A 23,230-nucleotide genomic window follows, 5' to 3' on the forward strand; every position below is an offset into this window, starting at 1 on the left:
AAAAACGCAAATAAAACAGATAAAATTGCATTTACCTATTCCATAGAAAGTCATAAACCGAGTCAAGCCGATTTTTGACAAATTGCGCGCATTCTAGAGATCCACGTCCAAGGTGTCAACAAATGGATAAAATTAAATTTAAAATATCGACTGAACAGACCGCTTATTCAGCCAAACCCACGAAAGCATACCTTTTCCTGCCAATTTTCACCGGAAAGTTGAGATGCATGTTCAGGCAACCGTTTGCAGCAGATCGGGTAAACAGACAGAACAAAAAAGTCATATCAAATCCCTCAAAATGACGAGGATAACTCAAACTTTCCGCACCAATAGACCAAAACACCCTAGCAAACCATTAAAACAACACCTAAACTCAGCAACACTCAAAGAATGCCCGCACAAGAATTCATGCCCACTCAAATTGAAAATTTATGCAGAATGAACAAATTCAACGACAACTCATCCTGACATCCGGCGAAAAAAAAGCGGCCATCCTAATAGCCGCTTTTTCTGTTACAGGTCATTCAACCCGAGCACATCCTGCATGGTGTAAAACCCTGCCGGCTGACTGTTCAGCCAGGCCGCAGCCCGGACAGCCCCGTTGGCAAACGTCATCCGATCCGTGGCTTTGTGCGTGATCTCTACCCGCTCGCCAATATCAGCAAACATCGCCGTGTGCTCACCCACAATATCTCCGGCACGAATCGTCGCGAAGCCAATCTCATGACGACTGCGTTCGCCAGTGATTCCCTCTCGCGCATATACCGCGACATCACTCAGTTTATTTCCCATCGCACCAGCAATGGCTTCACCCATGCCCAGGGCCGTGCCGGAAGGCGCGTCCACTTTGTGTCTGTGGTGTGCTTCAATAATTTCAATATCGCAGTAGTCGCCCATAATCTTGGCGGCTTTTTCCAGTAGTTTGAATGTCAGGTTTACACCCACACTGTAGTTAGGTGCCATGACAACAGAGATCTGACTGGCGGCAGCATCAATCTGCGCTTTTTCTGCTTCACTGAATCCCGTCGTACCAATCACAATTTTCTTGTGATGCCGCTGGCACAACGCCAGATTCGCCAGCGTCGCCACTGGTGCCGTAAAATCGATCAGCACATCAAAGTCGTTGATTGCTTTTTCCAGATCATCAACGACAACCACGTCCAGCTTGCCAATACCGGCCAACTCTCCGGCATCAACACCGATCAGGCTGCTTTGCGGACGTTCTGTTGCAGCTCCCACACGGGCATGCTCAGACTGAGCCGTCGCCTTCAGTAACTGGCGTCCCATTCGCCCTGCCGCACCGGCAACTGCGATTCTGACCATAGCTGTTTCTCCTTAAAAATGTCAGCTTATGAGAGCCTGTTTGTTTTTCAGCACACGACCATTCTAAAGTCATATATGTCCTGAAAAATAAACAACTCACAAAATACTTATCTACCTTTCGCTGTGCGTGACTCTTCGCCTCCATCAAAAGAATGGCATCAAACAACCCGTTCGATGGTGAAGAAACACAACTGATTCTGCGGCACTGAGTAAAGAAAGACGAAAGATTGCTTATGCGCAGCCCACTAATCTAGCCTGTCTACCGGCGAAAAAAAACCCCGGCATGACCGGGGTTCCAGAAATAATGATTCTTCACAGCTGACTTAGCCGACGTTCTTCACCTGAAGCTCACGAGGCACTTCAAAGAACATATTCTCTTCACGGCCGCTCAGTTCTTCAACCTCACCGCCAGCCAGCGTCTGAATACGCGCGATAATCTGATTCACCAGCGCTTCCGGTGCAGAAGCCCCTGCAGTCACACCCACACTTTGGGTGCCCGTGAACCAGTTTGCATCAACATCTTCTTCACAGTCAGTCAGATAACTTGGTGTCCCTAGTTTTTCAGCCAGCTCACGGAGACGGTTGGAATTTGAGGAATTCTTCGACCCCACCACAATCATCACGTCAACACTGGCGGCCATCTCACGCACAGCATCCTGACGATTCTGGGTGGCATAGCAAATATCGTCTTTGCGCGGTCCCTGAATATCCGGGAAAACTTCCCGCAAACGGTCAATGACGTCCGCCGTTTCATCTACCGACAGGGTCGTCTGGCTGACATAGTGCAAATTGCCCGGCTCTTTCACTACGCCGGTCAGCTTGTCGACATCAGCCGGCGTCTCAACCAGATACATCCCGCCCGTTTCACTGGCGTACTGACCCATGGTGCCTTCCACTTCCGGATGACCGGCATGGCCAATCAGCACGACTTCCATATCCCGGCGGCTGGCACGCGCGACTTCCATATGGACTTTGGTGACCAGCGGACAAGTGGCATCAAATACGGTAAGTTTACGGGCTTTCGCTTCATTGCGAACAGCCTGAGAAACACCATGCGCCGAGAAAATAACGATGTTGTCATCCGGTACTTCGCTCAGCTCTTCCACGAAGATCGCACCGCGTTGTTTCAGTCCTTCCACGACAAATCGGTTGTGAACCACCTCGTGCCGAACGTAAATTGGCGGCTGATACAGTTCCAGCGCCCGCTCAACAATACTGATGGCGCGGTCAACACCAGCACAAAAGCCACGAGGGTTAGCAAGTAAGATTTTCATATCTGGGACTCTTTTTCTGCAATCCTTCCAACCCGGTTCCGGACCGGGTCGGTCATGGTTTAGCCTTCGATGCCGACAACTTCAACATCAAAGGTAACCCGCTGACCAGCCAGCGGATGATTAAAATCAACGGTCACGGAATCACCGACAACGGCCGTAATCACACCGGGAATATCCTGCCCGTCCGGGCCGCTAAAGGCAATAATTGTTCCGACCTCAGCCGGTGCTTCAGCACCAAAACGTGCCAAATCAACATGATGAATGTTATCCGGATTCGGCAGACCGAATGCGTCTTCAGGCTCAAGGACAAACTGGCTTTTCTCGCCTTCAGCAAGACCCAGCAGGCAACGCTCAAAGTTGTCGGTCAGACTGCCATCACCCATGCGAAATTTGGCGGGTTTTCCCATCGCTTGCGTCGATTCAGCAACCGAACCGTCTTCCAGCTTGATGGAAAAATGCATTAAAACTTCACTGTTTTCTGTAATTACCAACATGTGTACATCCTGATTTCGAGTTGCGGCAAAGTGCAGAACATCGCCTCTGCACTTCTTCCTGATGCAACGCTTTTACAATAAAGCGCCGCCCGTCGCAACGGGCAGCGCCTGCTTCGTGAGCTCGCACCGAATTTACCGGCTGCTTTCTTTGGTCTTACTTTTCCCGGCCAGAAAACCTTCCAGGATGATCAAAGCGGCACCAATGCAGATCGCTGAATCAGCGATATTAAACGCAGGCCAGTGTTTCTGCCCGATATAGAAATCCAGAAAGTCCACCACAAAGCCGTGGTACAGACGATCAAACAGATTTCCAAGTGCGCCGCCAATGATCAGTGCGTAAGCACTATTGGCCACCCCATGGCTGGCTGGCGTGCGACGCATCCAGAGCAGCAGCAACCCGGTTACACCCAGAGCAATCGCAGTAAACAGCCAGCGCTGCCAACCACTTGCATCACTCAGGAAACTGAAGGCTGCGCCATAGTTGTGAACATACAGCAGGTTAAAAAATGGCAAGACCTCAATGCGATTCGGCCAGCCATATCCCATGGTATCCATCACCAGCAGCTTGCTGCCAATATCGATCGCAAAGACCAGAACCGCCAGCCACAGCCAGCGGATTCCGGATTGCTTCAGAGTCGGTAAACTACTCATCAGGCAAACTTACGCTCTTCGCCCTGACCATCAATGTTGGTCACACAACGGCCACAGATTTTCTCGTGTCCGGCGATAGTGCCAACATCGGCCACATGGTGCCAGCAGCGATCACATTTCTCTGCTTCTGCCGGAGTCACCAGGACAGACAGACCCGCAACATCCGTTGCTTTCGCTTCTGCAGGCTTATTGTCAGTCAGTGCGACTTTCGCTTTAGACGTCAGCAGCACGAAACGCAGTTCATCTTCCAGACGGTTCAGTTTGGCCGCCAGTTCAGAATCAGCATACAGAGTCACTTCTGCCTGCAGGGCACCGCCGATGCGTTTCTCATTCCGAGCTTCTTCCAGCAGTTTATTCACGGCACCGCGCACGGCCTGAACTTCAGTCCAGAACTCATTGCTGAAAGCTTCATCGTCAGCCTGACCAAACAGACCTTCGAACCACTCACCAGTGAAGACAAAGGTGTCGCGCTCACCCGGCATTTCATTCCAGATTTCATCTGCCGTGAAAGACATGATTGGTGCCATCCAGCGAACCAGTGCTTCCACAATGTAGTACAGAGCCGTCTGACAACTCCGCTGGGCATGGCCACCACGTTTCGCTGTGTACTGACGGTCTTTGATGACATCCAGATAGAAAGAGCCCATCTCAATGGAGCAGAAGTGCATCAGACGCTGTGTCACCGCATGCAGGTTGTATTCATCATAAGCTGTGATGATTTCTTCCTGAGCAGCTTTCGCCTGAGCCACCGCCCAGCGATCCAGTGCCACCATCTCTTCTGCCGGTACGCAATCCGTCGCCGGGTTGAAACCACTCAGGTTCGCCAGCAGGAATCGCGCGGTGTTCCGGATACGACGGTAAGCATCGGCGCTGCGCTTCAGGATCTCGTCAGATACAGCCACTTCGCCAGTGTAATCAGTCGAGGCCACCCACAGACGCAGAATATCGGCACCCAGCTTGTTGGTCACATCTTTCGGTGCAACCACGTTGCCGATCGATTTAGACATCTTACGGCCCTGGCCATCCACCACGAAGCCGTGCGTCAGTACCTGACGGTAAGGCGCTTTGTTTTTCATCGCAACAGACGAGATCAAAGAAGACTGGAACCAGCCACGGTGCTGGTCTGAACCTTCCAGATACAGGTCAGCTGCGTTGCCGTGAAACTCTTCACGGGTATCGACCACTGCATAGTGGGTCACACCTGAGTCAAACCAGACATCCAGTGTATCCAGTACTTTCTCGTACTGTTCAGCGTCGGCTTCACCCATGAGCTCAGCAGGATTCACATCCCACCACGCCTGAATTCCTTTTTCTTCCACCAGCTGAGCGACTTTTTCGATCAGTTCAGCGGTATTCGGATGCAGATCCTGTGTTTCTTTATGAACAAAGAGCGCAATCGGCACACCCCAGGTCCGCTGACGGGAGATACACCACTCCGGACGGCCTTCAACCATGCTTTCAATCCGGCTTTGGCCCCACTCCGGCATCCACTGGACGCCTTTGATTTCTTCCAGCGCTTTCGCACGCAGACCATTTTGATCCATCGAAACGAACCACTGCGGGGTTGCACGAAAGATAATTGGCGTTTTATGACGCCAGCAGTGCGGGTAGCTGTGCTCGTAAGCATGATGATGCAGCAGCGCACCATGTTCTTTCAGCGTTTCAACCACTGCATCATTTGCCTTAAATACGTGCTGTCCGGCAAACAGTTCTGTGTCTGGCAGATAAACACCGTTGCTGCCAACCGGGTTGGCGACTTCCAGACCATATTTCTGACCAACCGCGAAGTCTTCCTGACCGTGGCCAGGAGCCGTGTGTACACAGCCTGTACCGGATTCAGTGGTCACGTGATCGCCCAGAATCACTGGCACATCAAAGCTGTAGAACGGATGGTTGAAACGCAGCAGATCCAGTGATGCACCTTTGGCAAAACCAAGGTTGTGATAATGCTCGATACCGGCACGATCCATCACATCTTTGGCCAGCTCAGCGGCCATGATCAGACGCTCAGGCTTATCACCTTCGACCTGAATCAGCACATATTCCAGATCATCACGCACAGCCACAGCACGGTTGGCAGGCAGTGTCCAAGGCGTCGTGGTCCAGATCACGATAGAAACGTCGCCCCGGCCCTGATGGCCCTCAGTCATCTGAAACTTGCTCAGAACCTCAGATTCATCAGCGGCTTTAAATTTCACATCGATCGAAGGTGAAACTTTGTTTTTGTACTCAACTTCGGCTTCCGCAAGTGCAGAACCGCAGTCGGTACACCAGTGAACAGGCTTGAAGCCTTTCAGCAGGTGGCCGTTGTCAGCAATTTTGCCCAGCGCACGGATAATGTTGGCTTCAGTGCCGAAATCCATCGTGCGGTATGGCTTGTCCCACTCACCCAGAACACCCAGGCGAATAAAACTTTCTTTCTGACCTTCAACCTGACCGGCTGCATAAGTACGGCACTTTTCACGAAACTCGGCTGCGGTCACTTTTTGTCCCGGCTTACCGACTTTCTTCTCAACCATCAGTTCAATCGGCAGACCATGACAGTCCCAGCCCGGTACATACGGCGCATCAAAACCCGACAGGGTTTTCGACTTAATAATAATGTCTTTGAGAATCTTATTCAGTGCGTGACCAATATGAATATCACCATTGGCATAAGGAGGGCCGTCATGCAGCACGAAAGACTTTTTACCTTTCTTGGCTTTACGGATTTCACCGTAAAGATCCTCATCATACCAACGCTTCAGCATGGCAGGCTCGCGCTGGGCCAGGTTGCCTCGCATCGGAAACCCTGTTTCAGGCAGGTTCAGGGTATCTTTATAGTCGCTCATTGATTCTCAATTCCGTTACTTGGGCGAAGTTGGACATGTTGACGATGCTCAGACAGCCACACCCGCGCTGTCTGGGCATCACGCTCGATTTGCGCTTTCAGCGCATCAAAGGAGGCGAATTTAATTTCATCTCTTAATTTGTGGTGCAGAACCACTTCAATCTGACAACCATAGATATCAGACTGATAATCAAATACATGGACTTCCAGTTGCTGGCGCTCACCGTTCACCGTCGGGCGTCTGCCGACATTGGCAACTCCGGGCAGCGGCTGTTCAGCCACACCCAGTACCTCGACAGCATACACACCGGAAACCGGTGACACACGGCGCTTGAGCGGCACATTTGCCGTCGGAAAACCAATCGTACGGCCCAGTTTCCGGCCATGAGAGACACGGCCACTGATACTGTACGGCCGACCCAGCATGATTTCCGCTGCGGCCAGATCGTCCCGGGCCAGCGCTTCACGAATCGCAGTACTGCTGACCCGCTGCGTTTCAACACAAAAACTCTGCGTGCTGACCACTTCAAAGCCGAACTCACGTCCGGCAGCTTCCAGCATGGCAAAATCACCGCTGCGGCCTTTACCGAAGCAGAAATCATCGCCAACCACCAGAAACTTAACACCCAATTGTTCCACCAACAAGCGGCGAACGAAATCATGCGGCGACATGTTCGCAAATCGGGTATTGAAGTTGACGCACAGCAGGCGATCGATACCCGCTTTTCTCAGTTGCTGATACTTATCGCGAAAACGGGTTAACCGGGCCGGAGCTTTGTCTTTGGCAAACAGCTCCATCGGCTGCGGCTCAAAGGTCATGACCGTCGCAGGAACCCCTAACCGCCGGGCCTGCTCACGCACCTGAGACAATACCGCCAGATGGCCCAGATGGACCCCATCAAAATTACCTATCGTCAGAACACAGCCATGATGGCCGGGCCGGATATTGTGGATTCCTCGGATCAATTCCATCTGCAGCTTATCATTACCAAAGTCAAAAACTGACGGATTATATACCAGAGCGCAAGGGTGTTTAAACCATCCGCCCCGGAAGATATCTTTTTTGCCCCATTCAGGGCAAGTTGCGCTCACCCGGATGTCAGCCTTCTGTGCGAAGATGGTGCAGACGCACCCCGCTCACACCCAGCGTCAACAGATAGCTGACAGCCCCAACGCCAATCAGACCGGTTAGCCAGTAAACACGCTGCAAGAAATTCATCGACAGCCATTCAGCCATGTCTGGTGAAAGCCACAGCAAAGCTGCAACCATCGCACCACCAGCAATCACTAAGCGGATCACAAAGCCTATGGTAGTACGTGACACCTGATAAACCCCGGCACGGTGCAGGCCACGATACAAGAGTGCAGCATTTACCAGTGCAGACAATGCGGTCGCCAGTGCCAAGCCCACATAACCGAACAGATAGGCAAATATGGCGTTAAACACCATATTGCTCACCATAGCGACAATACCGTAACGCACCGGTGTTTTGGTATCCTGTCGGGCATAGTAACCGGGGGCCAGCACTTTAATCAGCATAAAGTTCAGCAAACCGGATGCATAGGCCAGTAATGAGAGTCCGGCCTGCTCAACATCGTTCGGCGTAAATTCACCCCGCATGAAGAGCACCATCAGCATAGGTTTTGCCAGCACCATCAAGCCCAGCATAGCAGGCAAACCCAGCAGCAGTACCATACGCACGCCCCAGTCCATAGTCTGCGCAAAATGCTCCCGGTTCTGATCCACATGTTTGCGTGACAGCGCCGGCAAAATTACCGTAGCGATTGCAATCCCAAACAGCCCTAACGGAAATTCCAGCAACCGGTCCGAGTAATACAGCCAGCTGATCGATCCCGTCATCAGGAAGCTGGCAATAAAGGTATCAAACAACAGGTTAATCTGACTCACCGAAACGCCAAACAACGCCGGAATCATCAGTGTCCGGATTTTCACCACCCCGGGATCCCGCCATCCCCAGCGAGGCCGCACCAGTACACCGGCCCGGTACAGGAACGGCAGCTGAAACAGAAACTGCACCAGCCCCCCCAGAAACACCCCCAGCGCCAGTCCGATTTCAGGCTGTGTCAGGTTCGGGGATACCCACCAGGCACACAGAATGATCGAAATATTGAGGAACACCGGTGTAAACGAAGACACCGCGAATTTCCCCAGGGTATTGAGGATCGCCCCGGACAACGCCACAAAGGTTATGAACCATAAATAAGGAAACGTGATTTTGAGCAGCAGGCTGGCCAGCTCAAACTTGGGGGCTGCCGGACCGTCATTCAGCCAGTCCACAAACCAGCCTGCACCAAACAGAGCGGTAATGACACCTGACCCCAGCACCCCTAATAAGGTCACCACCGTCACGATGCCCCCCAGCGTACCAGCGGCCCTGGCAATCAGGGCTCGGGTTTTGTCCATATCGCCCCCCGCATGGCTTTCCGTCAGGACCGGTACAAAGGCCTGAGAAAATGCCCCCTCAGCAAAAAGCCGGCGGAGAAAGTTAGGAATCTTGTTGGCAAAGAAAAAAACATCGGCGGCCGCTCCGGCCCCCATCAGGTTAGCAACGACCACATCCCGGACTAAGCCCATGACGCGGGAAACGAAAGTCATACTGCTGACAATCAGCCCTGAGCGCAAAAGACGCTTACTCACAAAAAAACCTCACAAAAGATGGTCCAGAAAGGTGACTTGCAGGACCAAAAGCTGATAGAATCTGCCGCCATATTAACCGTGTTAATGCACAAGTGCCAAATTGATTGGCACGGCTGTTATTTGCACAAATCATTTGACAATCTTTGGTTTTAGAGGCATATTCCTCGGCCTTAAATTGTCACCGTACCAAGAATTTGGGAGTTACACCCTTGGCAAATATCAAATCTGCTAAGAAACGTGCAATCACTTCTGAAAAACGTCGTCAGCACAACGCTAGCCGTCGTTCTATGATGCGCACTTTCTTCAAAAAAGTTGTTGCTGCTGTTGAAGCAGGCGACAAAGAAGCTGCTGTTAAAGCCTTCACTGACATGCAACCTGTTATGGACCGTATGGCTACTAAAGGCCTGATCCACAAAAACAAGGCTGCTCGTCATAAAGCTCGTCTGGCTGCAAAAATCAAAGCTCTGTAATTCAGTGCATTGATTAGACAGCAATAAAAAAACCGGCTCAGGCCGGTTTTTTTATTGCTGCAATTCAGGTCATCCCGTCAGTTCCGATGCTGTGCAACAGGCACGGATTACGGACAGTACATCTCTTGCAGTAATTCGATCATCGATTTCACTTCCTGACTCTTCAGGCGATAGTAAACCGTCTGTGATTCTTTACGTGTTGCAACCAGGCCATCACGTCTGAGCCAGGCTAAATGCTGCGACAAGGCCGACTGGCTCAGGTCCAAACGGTCACTCATCGTTCCAACCGACAATTCCCCCTCCAGCAAATAGCATAAAATCAATAACCTCCGCTCATTGGCCATGGCCTTAAGCAAAGACACAGCCTGAGGAGCACTGTGATGTAACGTTATGGCTTCCATCTTTCCACCGACTTCAGTGATTTGTTCGATACCTCTATCACTGAAAAAGGCGGTCATTTGAACAGTTTTCTGAAATCAGCCTCGCAAATTTTCTTCACTGCCGGGTGCATGATCATGCGTTCCGCGAAAATCACATAATACTCTTCCCGGATGGCCCGTACCCTTTTCACCTCACGGACAGCGTGCGACTGTTCAATTTCAGACGCATAAATAGAAGGGGCAACGAACATAGATTTTCGATACGCACCAAAGGCTTTCATCAGAGCAGCATCATCAAACTCCCCCAGGATATTCGGGGTGATACCCTGCTGATCAAACCAATGATGCAGCTTACGGCCCATGGCAGTACGACGGCCGGGAACAAGCAATTTGTAATCTTCCAGACAAGCAGGAAAACTCAGGGGTTTGTCTGTATTCGAGCAAAAAAAGCTCATCCCGGACTCCCCCAGCTTTTTACTGAACAGGCCCGGACTTTGCGTGGAGTCAACCGGACAATCGGATAAGATCATATCCAGCTTGTGCTGAGATAGCTGTTCGAGCAGCATTTCATGTGTCGATTCGTAGCAGCGCAGATGAATCCGCTCATCTTCAGGAATTCCCGCCATCAGGATTTTACTGACCAGACGTTTAGAGAGCGCGTCAGCGACCCCAACCTCAAGCAGCTGATTCTCACGTTGCGTATAATTGATGATATCCAGCATTTCGTAGCTGAGATCGAACATCTTGTCCGCATATTTAAAAACCAGTTGCCCCAGCTCCGTCGGTTCGATATGACGGCCAACCCGTTTGGTCAGCTTCCCCTTCAACCGCTCTTCCAGCGCCCGGATCTGCCCCGTCACTGTTTGCGGTGCCAGAAATAAAGCATCAGCCGCTTTGGTTACTGATCCTTGTTTGCAAACCATCCAAAAATAATACAAGTGATTGTAATTCAGGTGCGACACAGCTACCGGCCTCAACGCTCGCGAATAAAAAACCCCAGGCTCTCGCCTGGGGTTTATCCTAAGTGTTTTTCTATCCAAACACACGAATATCCGGAATTTGAAGTGGAAAGTGCTTATTCAGTCTTCACTTCCGGCTCTTTTTCTGCCGTCAGTGGATGGCGGTAACGCTCACCGGCTCGTTGCTCCAGAGCCCTGGAGACAAAATTACCGGAAGCTTCCTCCTGCTGAGTCCGGGCACTTGCCTGTCCATGCTTGTACCCCGCCTGATAAGCTTTGCAGATCTCACTGTCACTCTGCTGCTGGCAATGGCTGTAGTCCTCCGCCATTACGCCGCTCGCCATCAGGCCAATTGTCAGAACGATCAATGGTCTCATACACACCTCCCTGTCCCGTTTATGATGATGTTTGGCTGTCCTTCACGACTTTTGCTGCTGGTAACGAGCGGGAAAGTAAGACATAACCCACAACCGCCGCAGTCGTAGAACCAATCAGAATGCCCAGCTTCGAATAAGTGATCATCTCTGCATCAAGGCCAGCGAATGCGAGCATTGAGATGAAGATTGACATCGTAAATCCGATACCGCACAGCACAGAGACTGCAAAGATCTGACCAAATCCAGTGCCTTCCGGCAAACGGGCGATCCCTGTTTTTACCGCCAGCCAGCTCGCGATAAAGATTCCCAGCGGTTTACCGACAAACAGACCCAGTGCAATTCCCAGTGGCAGCATTGCCGTCAGGCCATCAACAGAAACACCGGCCAGCGAAATACCTGCGTTAGCGAAAGCAAAAATTGGCAAAATCAAATACGCTACATAAGGGTGCAATGCATGCTCCATAGTCTTCAGCGGCGAAATGTCCTGCCCCTGCTTGTTCTGACCCTGAAGCGGGATTGCAAAGCCCAGCACAACACCCGCCAATGTCGCATGCACACCTGACTTCAGTACGCTTACCCAAAGCACAGCACCAACCAGAATGTACCAGAATAAGTTGGCCACATTACGGGCGTGCATGATAAAGAGCACAGCAGTTGCGGCAAAGGCAATTCCCAGGGCCATCGCAGACAAGTCACTGCTATAGAAAAGGGCAATAATGACAATCACCCCCAGGTCATCAATAATCGCCAGAGCAAGCAAGAAGACTTTCAGGCTGACCGGCACCCGGTTACCCAGCAATGCCATGATACCCAATGCGAATGCAATATCTGTCGCAGCAGGGATCGCCCAGCCGCCAATCGCAACAGGATCAGCAAAATTGAATAGCACATAAATTAATGCCGGTGCGACCATGCCACCTAAAGCAGCCACTGCTGGGAAAATCGCTTTCTCTTTGGTATTCAGCGCACCTTCGATCAGCTCACGCTTGACCTCAAGGCCGATCACCAGAAAGAAAATCGCCATCAGACCGTCATTAATCCAGTGCTCAACTGACAGGCCAGCAATATAGCTATGAAGAGCCCCTTCATAAACGGACTGTAACGGAGAGTTTGCAATCGTCATGGCAAGGGCAGCAGCAATTATCAACAAAATGCCGCCAGCAGACTCTAATTTAAAGAATTTCAGAATTACATCGGTCATTGACCGCAGCTCCTTACTACTCACTGTAAAATCACACTTTTATGTCAATGCGTGGTAAAAACAGTGTAGACGTCGACAGACACCTCTGTGAAATCGTTTGTTTAGAGCGAACAGCTCGGAAAAACCGATCTATCAGAAACAAAACACCGTAATACCCGCAGTATTTACTTACCTGCTCCCGCTCATCAGCGAATTATTTCAGGAAAACTACGGCTACAGAAATAGCGTTGTCGCATCTGTTCACAATTTTTCTCTCTGATGCTGAAGCAAGGAATACTTCTTATATCTGACTGGCGATCCCCATCTTTATCAATGCTTTATCGCATTTTTACAAGAATATGATCCTCCTCCCAGCTTGCCCTCAGCAACTCAAAGAACGGATAATCTTGTGAATGACTTTTTTGTGTCATATTTCTGAAATATTCGTTCTCTACCATCGCGGCAACTTTCAAGAAACTGAAACCAAAATGACATCACAATGTCACGGAGAACAGATTATGACTACCCAAGCCACCACAGCTGAGCCAATGCAAAGCTCCATGCGATGGGTTCGCTGGGCCAACCTGGTTTTCATGCTGTACCTGCTGCTTGTTGCCGTATCCATGGTCAGTAGCGGCTTCAAATGGTCCGTCGGTGAACAAGCCAAAACCCTGTTTGAATTTGCCTCACACCCAATTGCAGGCCTGATGATCGGTCTGGTAGCCACCTCTCTAATCCAGTCTTCCAGTACCGTCACTTCCATCATTGTGGGCCTGGTTGCCGGTGGTTTACCGGTGGAAACCGCAATCCCGATGATCATGGGTGCCAATATTGGTACGACCATGACCAACACACTGGTCAGCCTGGGTCATGCCCGCTGCAAAGAAGAGTTTCAGCGTGCTTTTTCTGCCGCGACTGTCCACGATTTCTTTAACCTGCTCGCCGTCTTGATCTTCCTGCCTCTGGAAATGATGTTTGGTCTGCTGGAAAAAGTCTCAGCCTGGCTGGTATCGCCGCTGATGTCGACTGGCGACATGAGCATGAAAGGCCTGAACTTTATCAAGCCACTGACCAAACCCGTAGTCCATGCAGTGCAAGCACCGCTGGAATCTTTGGGAACCATGGGCGGTATCGTGATGATCGCTCTGGGTATTGCCCTGATCTTTCTGGCAATCACCGTTATGGGTAAACTGATGCGCAGCCTGATGGTCGGCCGTGCCCGTGAAATCCTGAAAAGTGCGATCGGCCGTGGCCCGGTGCACGGTATCGTGTCAGGCACAGTCGTCACCGTCCTGGTACAGTCGTCTTCAACCACCACCAGCCTGATGGTGCCGCTGGTTGGCACCGGGGTGCTGAAGGTCCGTGATGTATATCCTTTTACACTGGGCGCAAACATCGGCACCTGCATCACGGCCCTGCTGGCTGCTACGGCGATTTCCGGTGACCACGCTGTATTTGCCCTGCAAATTGCACTGGTGCACCTGAGCTTCAACGTGATGGCAACCCTGCTGATTTTCGGCCTGCCGTTCCTGCGCGAACTGCCACTCAAATGTGCTTTCTTCCTGGGCGAGATGGCCGTAAAGAGCAAAGCAGCAGTTGCAGCCTATCTGGGACTGGTCTTTATCCTGATTCCAGGCGGTATTCTGGCTTTCACCGCCTGAACCATTGCACACAGACCATCGCAACAAAAAAGCCCCGTCTCGAAAGAGCGGGGCTTTTTTATCACTTGAACTGTTCAATCACACCGAGAAAGGATACTGGATCGGATCGTGGTACTGATAGCCTTCCACTTGAAAATCATCCAGCGTAACCCAGGTTTCCAGATCTTCCAGCGTCTGAATCTCCGGGTTGATGATCAGGCGTGGTGACGGGAAAGGCTCACGCTTCAGCTGTACATCACGCATCAGTGCCAGCTGATCTTCATAAATATGTGCATTCACAATCTTGTGATACGCCTTACCCGCCTTATGGCCAGTAATCTGCGCCATCAGTGCCAGCAATGTAAAGACCTGAATCTGATTAAAGTTCAGTCCTAAAGGCACGTCACAGGATCGCTGGTAGCTAGTCAGATAAAGCGTATCGCCCAGCAGCGAAAATGTGTGTGTGTGCATACACGGACGCAGACAGCCCATCTCAAACTCACCCGGGTTGTAAAAGGTCAGGATTTCACCGCGATCATCGATACCGCGACTCAGGTTCTCTGCAATTTTTCGCAATTGGTCTAATGTACTGCCATCAGGTTTACGCCAGCTGCGCCCCTGCACACCATAGACACGTCCCATATCATCCGTACCTTTTCGGTGCTGATTATTCAGCCAGGCCTGATTATCATTGGCATTGGCATCCCAGGTTTTGGTACCCAGTGCGCGGAAATCCGCCGCATTGTCATAGCCGCGAATATAACCGAGCAATTCAGCAATTGCCGCTTTCCAGAAGCTTTTCCGGGTCGTGATCAGGGGAAACTGATTATTGGCTACATCATAGGTCAGATCGGCATTGATCAGTGTCAGACAACGTTTACCGGTACGTTCATTTTCAACCCACTCGCCCTCGTCAATAATCCGCTGGCATAAATCTAAATACTGTTTCATTGACTCTCTTGACCTGAATTGGCAGGAAATACTCTGGCGGCAAGCATAACACAAAAAAGGCAGCCTTTTGGCTGCCTGTTCATGTCTTCAATGCGGTTAAGCGGTGCGATGGTGGCCAGCCCTTTTGTAGGCCCAGACCATCAACAGAATACCGCCAAACACCATCGGCAGAGACAGTATTTGTCCCATGCTGATCCAGCCCCCAAACAGGCCGAGTTGTGCATCCGGCTCGCGGCAGTATTCCACCAGGAAACGGAAGCTCCCGTATCCCAGCAGGAACAGACCAGATACCGCTCCGGCCGGACGCGGTTTCCGAATGAAGATATTAAGGATAATCAGCAGGACCACCCCTTCCAGGAAAAACTCGTATAACTGAGACGGATGACGCGGCAGCGGTCCGCCAGTCGGGAACACCATGGCCCAGGGGACATCCGTAACACGGCCCCAGAGTTCTCCGTTGATAAAATTCCCCAGCCGGCCTGCGCCCAATCCGAACGGTACCAACGGTGCAACAAAATCAGCCACATCAAAGAAACGGCGGCCATTTCTGTGGGCATACCAGAGCATGGCTGTCATCACACCCAGCAATCCGCCGTGGAAGGACATCCCGCCGGTCCATACTTTGAAAAGATACAGCGGGTCAGCCAGAAACATCTCGAAGTTATAAAACAGTACGTAGCCAACCCGGCCACCAATCACAACCCCTAAGAAACCGAAAAACAGCAGGTCACTCACCTGATCACGTGTCCAGCCGCTGCCGGATTTATCTGCCCGGCGGTTCGCCAGCCAGAGCGCAAACATGAAACCCAGCAGGTACATCAGACCGTACCAGCGTACAGCCAGCGGGCCGATTTCAATCAGAACCGGATCAAAATTAGGAAACGTCAGATAGCCTTGACTCATTCAAAACATACTCTTGGTTAATCAATGAAAGCAGCACTCGTGAACGGTCATGCTCGCGGGTGCTCTCACGCCAATCCACAGACAGGCTTACTCTAAAACAACATCTTGCCGCCAATAAATAACAAGAAGATGGCAAATATTTTCTTCAGGGTCTGCGTCGGTAAACTGCTGACCATTCGGGCGCCGAACCGGGTTGTCAGCACCGAGGTACACACCACCCCCAGCAGCGCAGGCAAATACACATACCCCACACTATAAGGCGGCAAAGAGGAATCTCCGCTGCCGGCGACAATAAAGCCAGCCATACCGGCTACCGCTATAATGGAGCCGCAAAACGCCGCCGTCCCGATAGCACGCCGCATTTCCACACCATACCAGCTCAGATATGGCACGGTCAGCGAGCCACCGCCAATCCCGGCCAGACTGGCAACCAATCCAATGATGCTGCCACTGCCGACAATTTTTGTCCCACCAGGTAAAGGATGACGTCCTGAAACTTTCAGCGATAACAGCATTTGCAACGCTAACAGCAGCACAATACCAGCAAATATCTTTGGCAGCCAAACTGTTGGTACCCATTCCGCGACTGCGCTGCCAGCCAGTCCGCCCAAAATCATCCCCGGTGCCAGTAATTTGACCAGTGAAATATCCACATTTCCCAACCGGAGGTGGCTTCGGGCTGAAGAACCTGAAGTCAGTACGATACAGGCCAGTGAGGTCGCCAGTGCAATATGCATGACTAACTCTGTGTCAATCCCGATATGAGGCAGTAACCAGACCAATGCAGGTACAATCAGCAAACCTCCGCCTATCCCCAGCAACCCGGCCAGAAGACCAACCACAGCTCCCAACCCCAAACACATCAGGATCAGCCACAACATCTCTGGCATCAATTATTTCCCTGCACGGATAAAACCACCCATACCACGCTGTTCAACGAAGGATGTCGCCATCTTACGCACATCCTGACCAAAGGTCGCCGTCAGTGCCTGAGCTGCCAGTTGCTCCATATCACTGAGTGCCGTATGACGCAGAACATATTTAATTTTGGCAACGTTCCGGGTATTCATACTCAGAGAGCGGTACCCCATACCAACCAGCAACAACGCACCAAGCGGGTCCCCCGCCAGCTCACCACAGACACTCACAGGCATGGCCAGCGACTCGCTGACGCTCTGAATATGTTTCAGTGCCTGCATGACAGCAGGGTGGAAAGCATCATAGACATTCGCGACCCGTGAATTGTTCCGGTCAACGGCCAATAAATACTGAGTTAAGTCATTACTGCCCACCGAAATAAAATCCACCCGGTCTTTCAAAGCCGGCAGCTGATAGAGAATGGAAGGGACTTCAATCATGATCCCCAGCTTCGGTCTGCGCAAACTTTTTCCCTGACTTTCAGCAAACGCGGACACTTCTTCAAACGCTCTCTCAATCAAGGCTTTGGATTCATCCAGCTCCGGGATCCCGGAGATCATGGGCAACAGGATATCCATGTTGTCGAGACCAATACTCGCCTTGAGCATCGCTCTGACCTGCATCAGAAAAATTTCCGGGTGATCCAGCGTGAAGCGGATGCCACGCCATCCCAGAAAAGGATTGTCTTCTTCAATGGTGAGATAAGGGAGCGGCTTGTCACCACCAATATCCAGTGTACGCATCACCACGGATTTATTCGGGTAAGACGTCAGGATGGCACGGTACTGAGCCGCCTGTTCTTCTTCGGAAGGAAAACTGCGCTGCAGCAGAAACGGCACTTCAGTCCGGTAGAGACCGACCCCATCCACGCCCTTATTCACCGCAATATTGGTATCAGCACTCAGCCCGGCGTTGAGATACAGAAAAATTCTTTCCTGATCTGCCGTGACTGCCGCTTTATCGAGATCCTGCTCGACCAGTGCGGTCAGCTCGTTTTCTTCTCGCAGTAGTCGTTTGTACTCGGCCAGAACCTGCCTGTTCGGCTCGATCAGCAGGTCGCCCCGGTAGCCATCCACAACCACCAGCGTGTTATGAACTTTTTCAGGAATAAAATCGACCCCCATGATCGCCGGAATCCCCAGGGCACGGGATAATATTGCGGCATGGGAGTTTGCAGCACCTTCCTGCGCCACCACGGCAGCCAGCTTGTCTCTTGGAATGCTGGCCAGCATGGCGGCTGTCAGCTCTCGGGTAAGCAGAACAATCGGCGCATCCCACTGATGCTCGATCCCTTCCTCATTATGCAGAAAGAACAGTAAACGCTGCCCCAGCTCCCGGATATCATGCGCACGTTCCCGCAGATAATCATCTTTCATATTGGCAAAACGTGCGGAATACGTTTCCACGGTCTGCCGGACAGCCCACTCTGCCTGATCACCGCCTGCAACTTTGGAGAAAAGATCTTTCCGCAGCATCGGATCGTTCAGCAAGTGGCTGAACAGATCAAAAATCGCCAGAGTTTCTTTGTGAAGTTCACTATCGAAGCGTTTGCGCAGGCGACGAAATTCATTGCTGGCCATCTCAATGGCAATGCTCAATCGTTCCTGCTCGGCTTCCCGGTCCAGACAGGATGCCGGGCTCACCACTTCCAATCTTGGCTGGTTGTCGTCCCACCAGGCTTTTGCAACCGCAACGCCTGTGGATGCAGCGGATCCGGTCAGATGCAGGCCATCCCGTTGATCCGGCCACATCCCCTGTGCTTTTGCATGCGCCAGAATGACCGCCAGCTGTGCCGCCAGCGTCACCATAAAGGACTCTTCGCTTTCCGTGAATTCACGCTTTTCGCGCTGCTGAATCACCAGTACGCCAAGAACTTTACGCTGATGAATAATCGGTGTGCCAAAAAAGGAGCGGAAGGATTCTTCGTTGGTACCGGGGATATGCTTAAAATTGGGATGACTGCTGGCATCAGCCACGTTGACGGGTTCCGCCTGGCGGCCGACCAGACCGACCAGACCTTCATTAAAACTGAGCCCAACCTGATATGAGGGTTTGGTTAACCCTTGGGTCGCCATCAGCATATATTGCTGCCGATGCTCATCCACAATGTAGACAGAGCAACACTCCGTCTTCATTGCATCACAAATACTGACCACCAAGACATCCAACGCTTCGAGCAAGGTCGGCGCGCTGGCAACTTTCTCTACGATTTCTCTGAGCTGGGTCAGCATAAGCATTATGATCCCTTGGGTTAACCTCGCCTGTTTTTACGTTTCGATTTCCGTTCCTTACGTTCCTTAAACGGCATCGCCATCGCCGCGAATTCTTTCAGCGCCCGGCGATATACATCCCGTTTGAAGGACACAACCTGACGTACCGGATACCAGTAACTGACCCAACGCCAGCCATCAAATTCCGGGGTGGTGCCACGCTGCATGTTCACCTTAGACTCATCGCACTCCAGACTCAGCAAAAACCACTTTTGCTTTTGCCCGATACAAACCGGTTTGGAGTCCCACCGGACCAGACGCTTCGGTAACTTGTATCTCAGCCAATGGCGGCTGGATGCCAAAATCCTGACGTCCTTTTTGGTCAGACCCACTTCCTCATACAGTTCACGGTACATGGCCTGTTCAGGAGTTTCCCCCTCATCGATACCGCCTTGCGGAAACTGCCAAGAGTGTTGTCCATATCGTCGAGCCCAAAATACCTGGCCATGGCTGTTACAGATAACTATCCCCACATTAGGGCGGTATCCATCGCCATCAATCACTGGACGACCTCAAGTAAAAATATCAATTAACAGTGATTTTTTCACAGAAATAGGCTCAGGGTAAACATTCATTGTCATCAATCACTGTTTTTTCCTACCTGGCACTCACTTTATGGATAACTTCTCACTGAACAGGAGGTTATAAACAGAGAAATGAGACCTCTCCCACATTTATTCACGCTTTCTGTGGATAGTTTTGTGTAGAAACTCTGTTATTGCTGATTTAATCAACAAAACCAAAACAAGCGGTTTCTTATTTCGGATATGAACAGAATAAATAATCACTTAAAAACCATTAACTTAAAATCAATTATTACGTATATCTATGAGAATAGATTCAATCTTATTCAGCGGATCTTCAGCGGTGGTCAAAGATCAACCAACTTTACATTTATCCACAACTCAGGGAGGTGCCTGGTGAAATAAACACCAGACCGTCGTTCAAATTCCACGCAATACCCTGTAAATCCATCCAGCTCAGAGAATGTGCACTTTGTTCGAAAAATTACCTGTGGATATCTTTGGAGAAGATCTCCACCGTCGGGCTGATCTTTATCGCAAGCTCTCCCGGATCCTGATGATTGTGTTACCATACGCTGTTCTCTGATTGCCTGTACGACATACCTGCTAATGACGATGCCCCAAAATTCTCCCCCAACCTCTGAATCCGAGCTGCTGGCGCGGGCACAGGCACTTGCTGGTTACACGCTGGGAGAACTGGCCGAGCAGGCAGGACAAGTCACCCCACCGGATCTGCGTCGTGATAAAGGCTGGGTCGGCCAGCTTCTGGAATGGCATTTGGGTGCCACAGCCGGCAGTCAGCCTGTCCCCGACTTTACCGAGCTTGGTATTGAACTGAAAACGATCCCGATCAGTCACCAGGGGAAACCTCTGGAAACCACCTTTGTCTGCGTCGCCCCCCTGACGGGCCTGCATGGCGTCAGTTGGGAAAACAGCCATATCAGACACAAACTGGCGCGGGTACTGTGGATTCCAGTCGAAGGTGAACGCGAAATTCCGCTGGCTGAACGCCATGTCGGCTCTCCTTTGCTCTGGAGCCCTTCAGCAGATGAAGAAGCTCGCCTGCGGCGCGACTGGGAAGAACTGATGGATCTGATCGTTCTGGGCAAAGTGGAACAAATCACCGCCCGGCATGGTGAAGTCCTGCAACTCCGGCCGAAAGCGGCCAACAGCAAAGCCCTGACAGAAGCCTATGGGGCCAACGGCCAGCCCATCAAAACCCTGCCACGCGGCTTTTATCTCAAAACACAATTTACTGCCGAACTGCTGGCCCGCCATTTCATGCTCTGACAGCCCGGAATTACAGTGGAATTGTCATCTCGTCCTGACAGCATTGTGGTTTGCCGTCCGGGGAAAATTCGTCATGCGGGTCGATCATTCGCAGCGTGATCGATTTCACGCCCAGCGGCCTCAAGAACTCCCTCACCTGCTCCATATTCTGAAAGTGCAGTGTATTATCGTCGTCATCTTTCAACGGCTCAAGGTGGTGCCTGTACTCGACTTCCATCAAATAAGCCGCCTGACCGGCATAACTGGTCAGCACACATCTCGGCACATCCTCACCGGGCGACTTCACCCAGTGCTTGAATTGGGACAATTTCATGGCCACTCCTCAGTCAGGGAACTGATTTAACTATGTGCGAACATTGTCCGTTCAGCAAGGCGGCCACTTTGTTCCCGGCGCTCTAAGGTCAGGCTTGCATTATTGTCGCAACAAAACGACCGGCACATTTTGTGCTAACCCCCTATTTTCCTGCCGCTTTTCAGCCGCTACATCCTAGGTTATAGTCAAAGTGAATTTGCGGTCCAAGGAGGGCAAATGAAATACCATAAGATCCCCCATTCATCTCTCGAAGTCAGTCAGATTGGTCTGGGTACCATGACATTTGGTGAACAGAATACCGAAGCCGAAGCCCACAGCCAGCTCGACTTCGCTCTGGAGCGCGGTGTCAACCTGATCGATACTGCTGAAATGTATCCGGTACCGCCCAAAGCAGAAACACAGGGACTGACAGAATCCTATATTGGCAGCTGGCTGAAAAAATCCGGCAAGCGAGACAAAGTCATTCTTGCAACCAAGGTTGCGGGGCCGCGTAATGTGCCGCATATCCGAAATCAGATGGCGCTGGACTGGCGGAACATTCATGAAGCCGTTGAAAACAGCCTGGAACGACTGCAAACTGATTATATCGATCTCTATCAGTTACACTGGCCGCAGCGCGAAACAAACTGTTTTGGCAAGCTGAATTATCCTTACCCGGATGAAAATACTGGCGTCACTTTAACGGATTCACTGGAAGCACTGGCCGAACTGGTGCGTGCCGGTAAAATCCGTTACATCGGACTGTCAAATGAAACCCCGTGGGGCGTGATGTCCTTTTTACGTCTGGCAGAAAAACATGACCTGCCGCGGGTAGTCACCATACAAAACCCATATAACTTGCTCAATCGCAGCTTTGAGGTCGGTCTTTCGGAAATCAGCCATTATGAGGGCGTGAAATTACTGGCTTATTCTCCGATGGCATTCGGAATTCTCAGTGGTAAATACCTCAATGGTCAAAAACCTGCAGGCGCCCGCTGTACGCTGTTCGAGCGCTTCGTCCGCTACTTTACCCCCCAAGGTGTTGCAGCAACGGAAGCTTATGTGAAAGTAGCGAAAAAGCATGGACTGGATCCGGCACAAATGGCGTTGGCTTTTGTGAATCAGCAACCGTTCAATGCGTCAACCCTGATTGGCGCGACGAATCTGACTCAGCTGGAGGCGAATATCGACAGTCTGTCGGTAGAACTCAATGCTGAAATTCTGGCAGATCTTGAGCAAGTTGGGCTCACTTATTCAAATCCTTGTCCGTAATTCCACTGAAGCTGAAAACAAAAGCCCCCGCTAAAACGGGGGCCGTTGGGTTCTTTCTGGCCTTACTCCGCAGAGTAAGGCCAGCGATTACGTCAGACTTCGCGACCGAAATGCTCGCCTGAGGTGACGGCTCTTACGCATGGCTCGTTGACCGGCCAGCGCTGAATCGACGCGCATATCTTTGTCAATTCCCATATCTTTCAGAATATGTGAAGACAGTTGAGGTAAATGAAACTGCATCCGTCGGTATTCGCGACGCCATGCTTCTTCTTCACGATGAAGATCAAGACGAATAAGTAAAACAGCAAAACGTAAATAGACTGATTGGCGCATGAGAGTGCTCTCCGTTGAATAAAACATGGAGGGACGCAAATACGACCGTTTTCAGGCTGACAACTGACTAGCCGCGACAGACGTATCCGCGGCCCATTTACACAGTGAATTACTGTAGAAAGTATTTAAGATCAGTGACCAGAGGTCAGTGAGCTTAATGCTGATGGGAATTTCGATCCGAATCACCAGCAGGACGCAGACATTTTGTGTTGAATGTGCTCATTGTATGTTCCTCCTGGT

22 protein-coding genes are annotated in these 23,230 nt (G+C 51.2%); 4 read left to right on the forward strand and 18 right to left on the reverse strand.

The annotated features are described in order from the left end of the window. Positions 1-513: 513 nt before the first annotated feature. The 7 genes from dapB to murJ form a co-directional block, all read right to left on the reverse strand. Positions 514-1,323, reverse strand: a complete 810-nt coding sequence (gene dapB / locus L4174_RS13250; protein ID WP_248141336.1) for a 4-hydroxy-tetrahydrodipicolinate reductase — start codon at positions 1,321-1,323, stop codon at positions 514-516. Positions 1,324-1,646: 323 nt separating this feature from the next. Continuing rightward, positions 1,647-2,597 (reverse strand): 4-hydroxy-3-methylbut-2-enyl diphosphate reductase, encoded by a 951-nt coding sequence (gene ispH / locus L4174_RS13255; RefSeq protein ID WP_248141337.1) that lies wholly within the window; start codon positions 2,595-2,597, stop codon positions 1,647-1,649. 59 nt (positions 2,598-2,656) lie between these two features. Then, positions 2,657-3,091 (reverse strand): FKBP-type peptidyl-prolyl cis-trans isomerase, encoded by a 435-nt coding sequence (gene fkpB / locus L4174_RS13260; RefSeq protein ID WP_248141338.1) that lies wholly within the window; start codon positions 3,089-3,091, stop codon positions 2,657-2,659. Positions 3,092-3,223: 132 nt separating this feature from the next. Beyond that, complete coding sequence (gene lspA, locus L4174_RS13265) at positions 3,224-3,742, reverse strand: signal peptidase II (protein ID WP_371929347.1); 519 nt, start codon at positions 3,740-3,742, stop codon at positions 3,224-3,226. Then, positions 3,742-6,573, reverse strand: a complete 2,832-nt coding sequence (gene ileS / locus L4174_RS13270) for an isoleucine--tRNA ligase (protein ID WP_248141339.1) — start codon at positions 6,571-6,573, stop codon at positions 3,742-3,744. The genes lspA and ileS overlap by 1 nt, the downstream gene beginning before the upstream one ends. Then, a complete protein-coding gene (gene ribF, locus L4174_RS13275) occupies positions 6,570-7,544 on the reverse strand; it encodes a bifunctional riboflavin kinase/FAD synthetase (protein WP_248141340.1) in 975 nt (324 codons plus the stop codon). Before ribF ends, ileS begins: the two co-directional genes overlap by 4 nt. A 127-nt stretch (positions 7,545-7,671) precedes the next feature. Continuing rightward, positions 7,672-9,231, reverse strand: coding sequence for a murein biosynthesis integral membrane protein MurJ (gene murJ, locus L4174_RS13280; RefSeq protein ID WP_248141341.1), 1,560 nt, complete (start codon positions 9,229-9,231; stop codon positions 7,672-7,674). A gap of 209 nt (positions 9,232-9,440) precedes the next feature. Here murJ and rpsT point away from each other — a divergent pair, with 209 nt between their 5' ends. Then, positions 9,441-9,701 carry a 30S ribosomal protein S20 gene (gene rpsT / locus L4174_RS13285; RefSeq protein ID WP_248141342.1) on the forward strand — a complete coding sequence of 87 codons (261 nt, stop codon included), beginning with the start codon at positions 9,441-9,443 and terminating at the stop codon, positions 9,699-9,701. 107 nt (positions 9,702-9,808) lie between these two features. Here the strand turns inward: rpsT and L4174_RS13290 are convergent, their stop codons facing one another. The 4 genes from L4174_RS13290 to nhaA form a co-directional block, all read right to left on the reverse strand. Further along, positions 9,809-10,102, reverse strand: a complete 294-nt coding sequence (locus L4174_RS13290; RefSeq protein ID WP_036755263.1) for a helix-turn-helix transcriptional regulator — start codon at positions 10,100-10,102, stop codon at positions 9,809-9,811. A gap of 53 nt (positions 10,103-10,155) precedes the next feature. After that, positions 10,156-11,043, reverse strand: coding sequence for a transcriptional activator NhaR (gene nhaR / locus L4174_RS13295; RefSeq protein ID WP_248141343.1), 888 nt, complete (start codon positions 11,041-11,043; stop codon positions 10,156-10,158). 113 nt (positions 11,044-11,156) lie between these two features. Next, complete coding sequence (locus L4174_RS13300) at positions 11,157-11,417, reverse strand: hypothetical protein (protein WP_248141344.1); 261 nt, start codon at positions 11,415-11,417, stop codon at positions 11,157-11,159. 19 nt (positions 11,418-11,436) lie between these two features. Next, complete coding sequence (gene nhaA, locus L4174_RS13305) at positions 11,437-12,618, reverse strand: Na+/H+ antiporter NhaA (RefSeq protein ID WP_248141345.1); 1,182 nt, start codon at positions 12,616-12,618, stop codon at positions 11,437-11,439. A gap of 497 nt (positions 12,619-13,115) precedes the next feature. On the opposite strand from nhaA, the gene L4174_RS13310 reads away from it, so the two are divergent. Then, complete coding sequence (locus tag L4174_RS13310) at positions 13,116-14,258, forward strand: Na/Pi symporter (protein WP_248141346.1); 1,143 nt, start codon at positions 13,116-13,118, stop codon at positions 14,256-14,258. 78 nt (positions 14,259-14,336) lie between these two features. Here L4174_RS13310 and L4174_RS13315 read toward each other — a convergent pair whose 3' ends face one another. The 5 genes from L4174_RS13315 to rppH form a co-directional block, all read right to left on the reverse strand. Next, positions 14,337-15,188 carry a thymidylate synthase gene (locus tag L4174_RS13315; RefSeq protein WP_248141347.1) on the reverse strand — a complete coding sequence of 284 codons (852 nt, stop codon included), beginning with the start codon at positions 15,186-15,188 and terminating at the stop codon, positions 14,337-14,339. 96 nt (positions 15,189-15,284) lie between these two features. Further along, positions 15,285-16,091 (reverse strand): prolipoprotein diacylglyceryl transferase, encoded by an 807-nt coding sequence (gene lgt, locus L4174_RS13320; protein ID WP_248141348.1) that lies wholly within the window; start codon positions 16,089-16,091, stop codon positions 15,285-15,287. Between the two features lie 92 nt (positions 16,092-16,183). Beyond that, complete coding sequence (locus L4174_RS13325; protein WP_248141349.1) at positions 16,184-16,981, reverse strand: sulfite exporter TauE/SafE family protein; 798 nt, start codon at positions 16,979-16,981, stop codon at positions 16,184-16,186. Between the two features lie 3 nt (positions 16,982-16,984). After that, on the reverse strand, positions 16,985-19,240 hold the full coding sequence (gene ptsP / locus L4174_RS13330; protein ID WP_248141718.1) for a phosphoenolpyruvate--protein phosphotransferase: 2,256 nt from the start codon (positions 19,238-19,240) through the stop codon (positions 16,985-16,987). Positions 19,241-19,260: 20 nt separating this feature from the next. Then, positions 19,261-19,782, reverse strand: coding sequence for an RNA pyrophosphohydrolase (rppH, locus tag L4174_RS13335; protein WP_036755242.1), 522 nt, complete (start codon positions 19,780-19,782; stop codon positions 19,261-19,263). Positions 19,783-20,418: 636 nt separating this feature from the next. Here rppH and mutH point away from each other — a divergent pair. Further along, entirely contained in the window at positions 20,419-21,093 is a 675-nt protein-coding gene (gene mutH, locus L4174_RS13340; RefSeq protein WP_371929348.1) for a DNA mismatch repair endonuclease MutH, read from the forward strand. A gap of 10 nt (positions 21,094-21,103) precedes the next feature. On the opposite strand, the gene L4174_RS13345 is transcribed toward mutH, so the two are convergent. Further along, the gene (locus tag L4174_RS13345) at positions 21,104-21,406 is read right to left on the reverse strand and encodes a DUF6482 family protein (protein WP_248141351.1); all 303 of its coding nucleotides are present in this window, start codon (positions 21,404-21,406) and stop codon (positions 21,104-21,106) included. Between the two features lie 216 nt (positions 21,407-21,622). Here L4174_RS13345 and L4174_RS13350 point away from each other — a divergent pair, with 216 nt between their 5' ends. Continuing rightward, complete coding sequence (locus L4174_RS13350; RefSeq protein ID WP_248141352.1) at positions 21,623-22,657, forward strand: NADP(H)-dependent aldo-keto reductase; 1,035 nt, start codon at positions 21,623-21,625, stop codon at positions 22,655-22,657. A gap of 87 nt (positions 22,658-22,744) precedes the next feature. Here L4174_RS13350 and L4174_RS13355 read toward each other — a convergent pair whose 3' ends face one another. After that, the gene (locus L4174_RS13355) at positions 22,745-22,990 is read right to left on the reverse strand and encodes a hypothetical protein (RefSeq protein WP_248141353.1); all 246 of its coding nucleotides are present in this window, start codon (positions 22,988-22,990) and stop codon (positions 22,745-22,747) included. Positions 22,991-23,230 lie beyond the last annotated feature (240 nt).

The sequence above is a fragment of the Photobacterium sp. CCB-ST2H9 genome (assembly GCF_023151555.2).
Taxonomy (GTDB): Bacteria; Pseudomonadota; Gammaproteobacteria; order Enterobacterales; family Vibrionaceae; genus Photobacterium.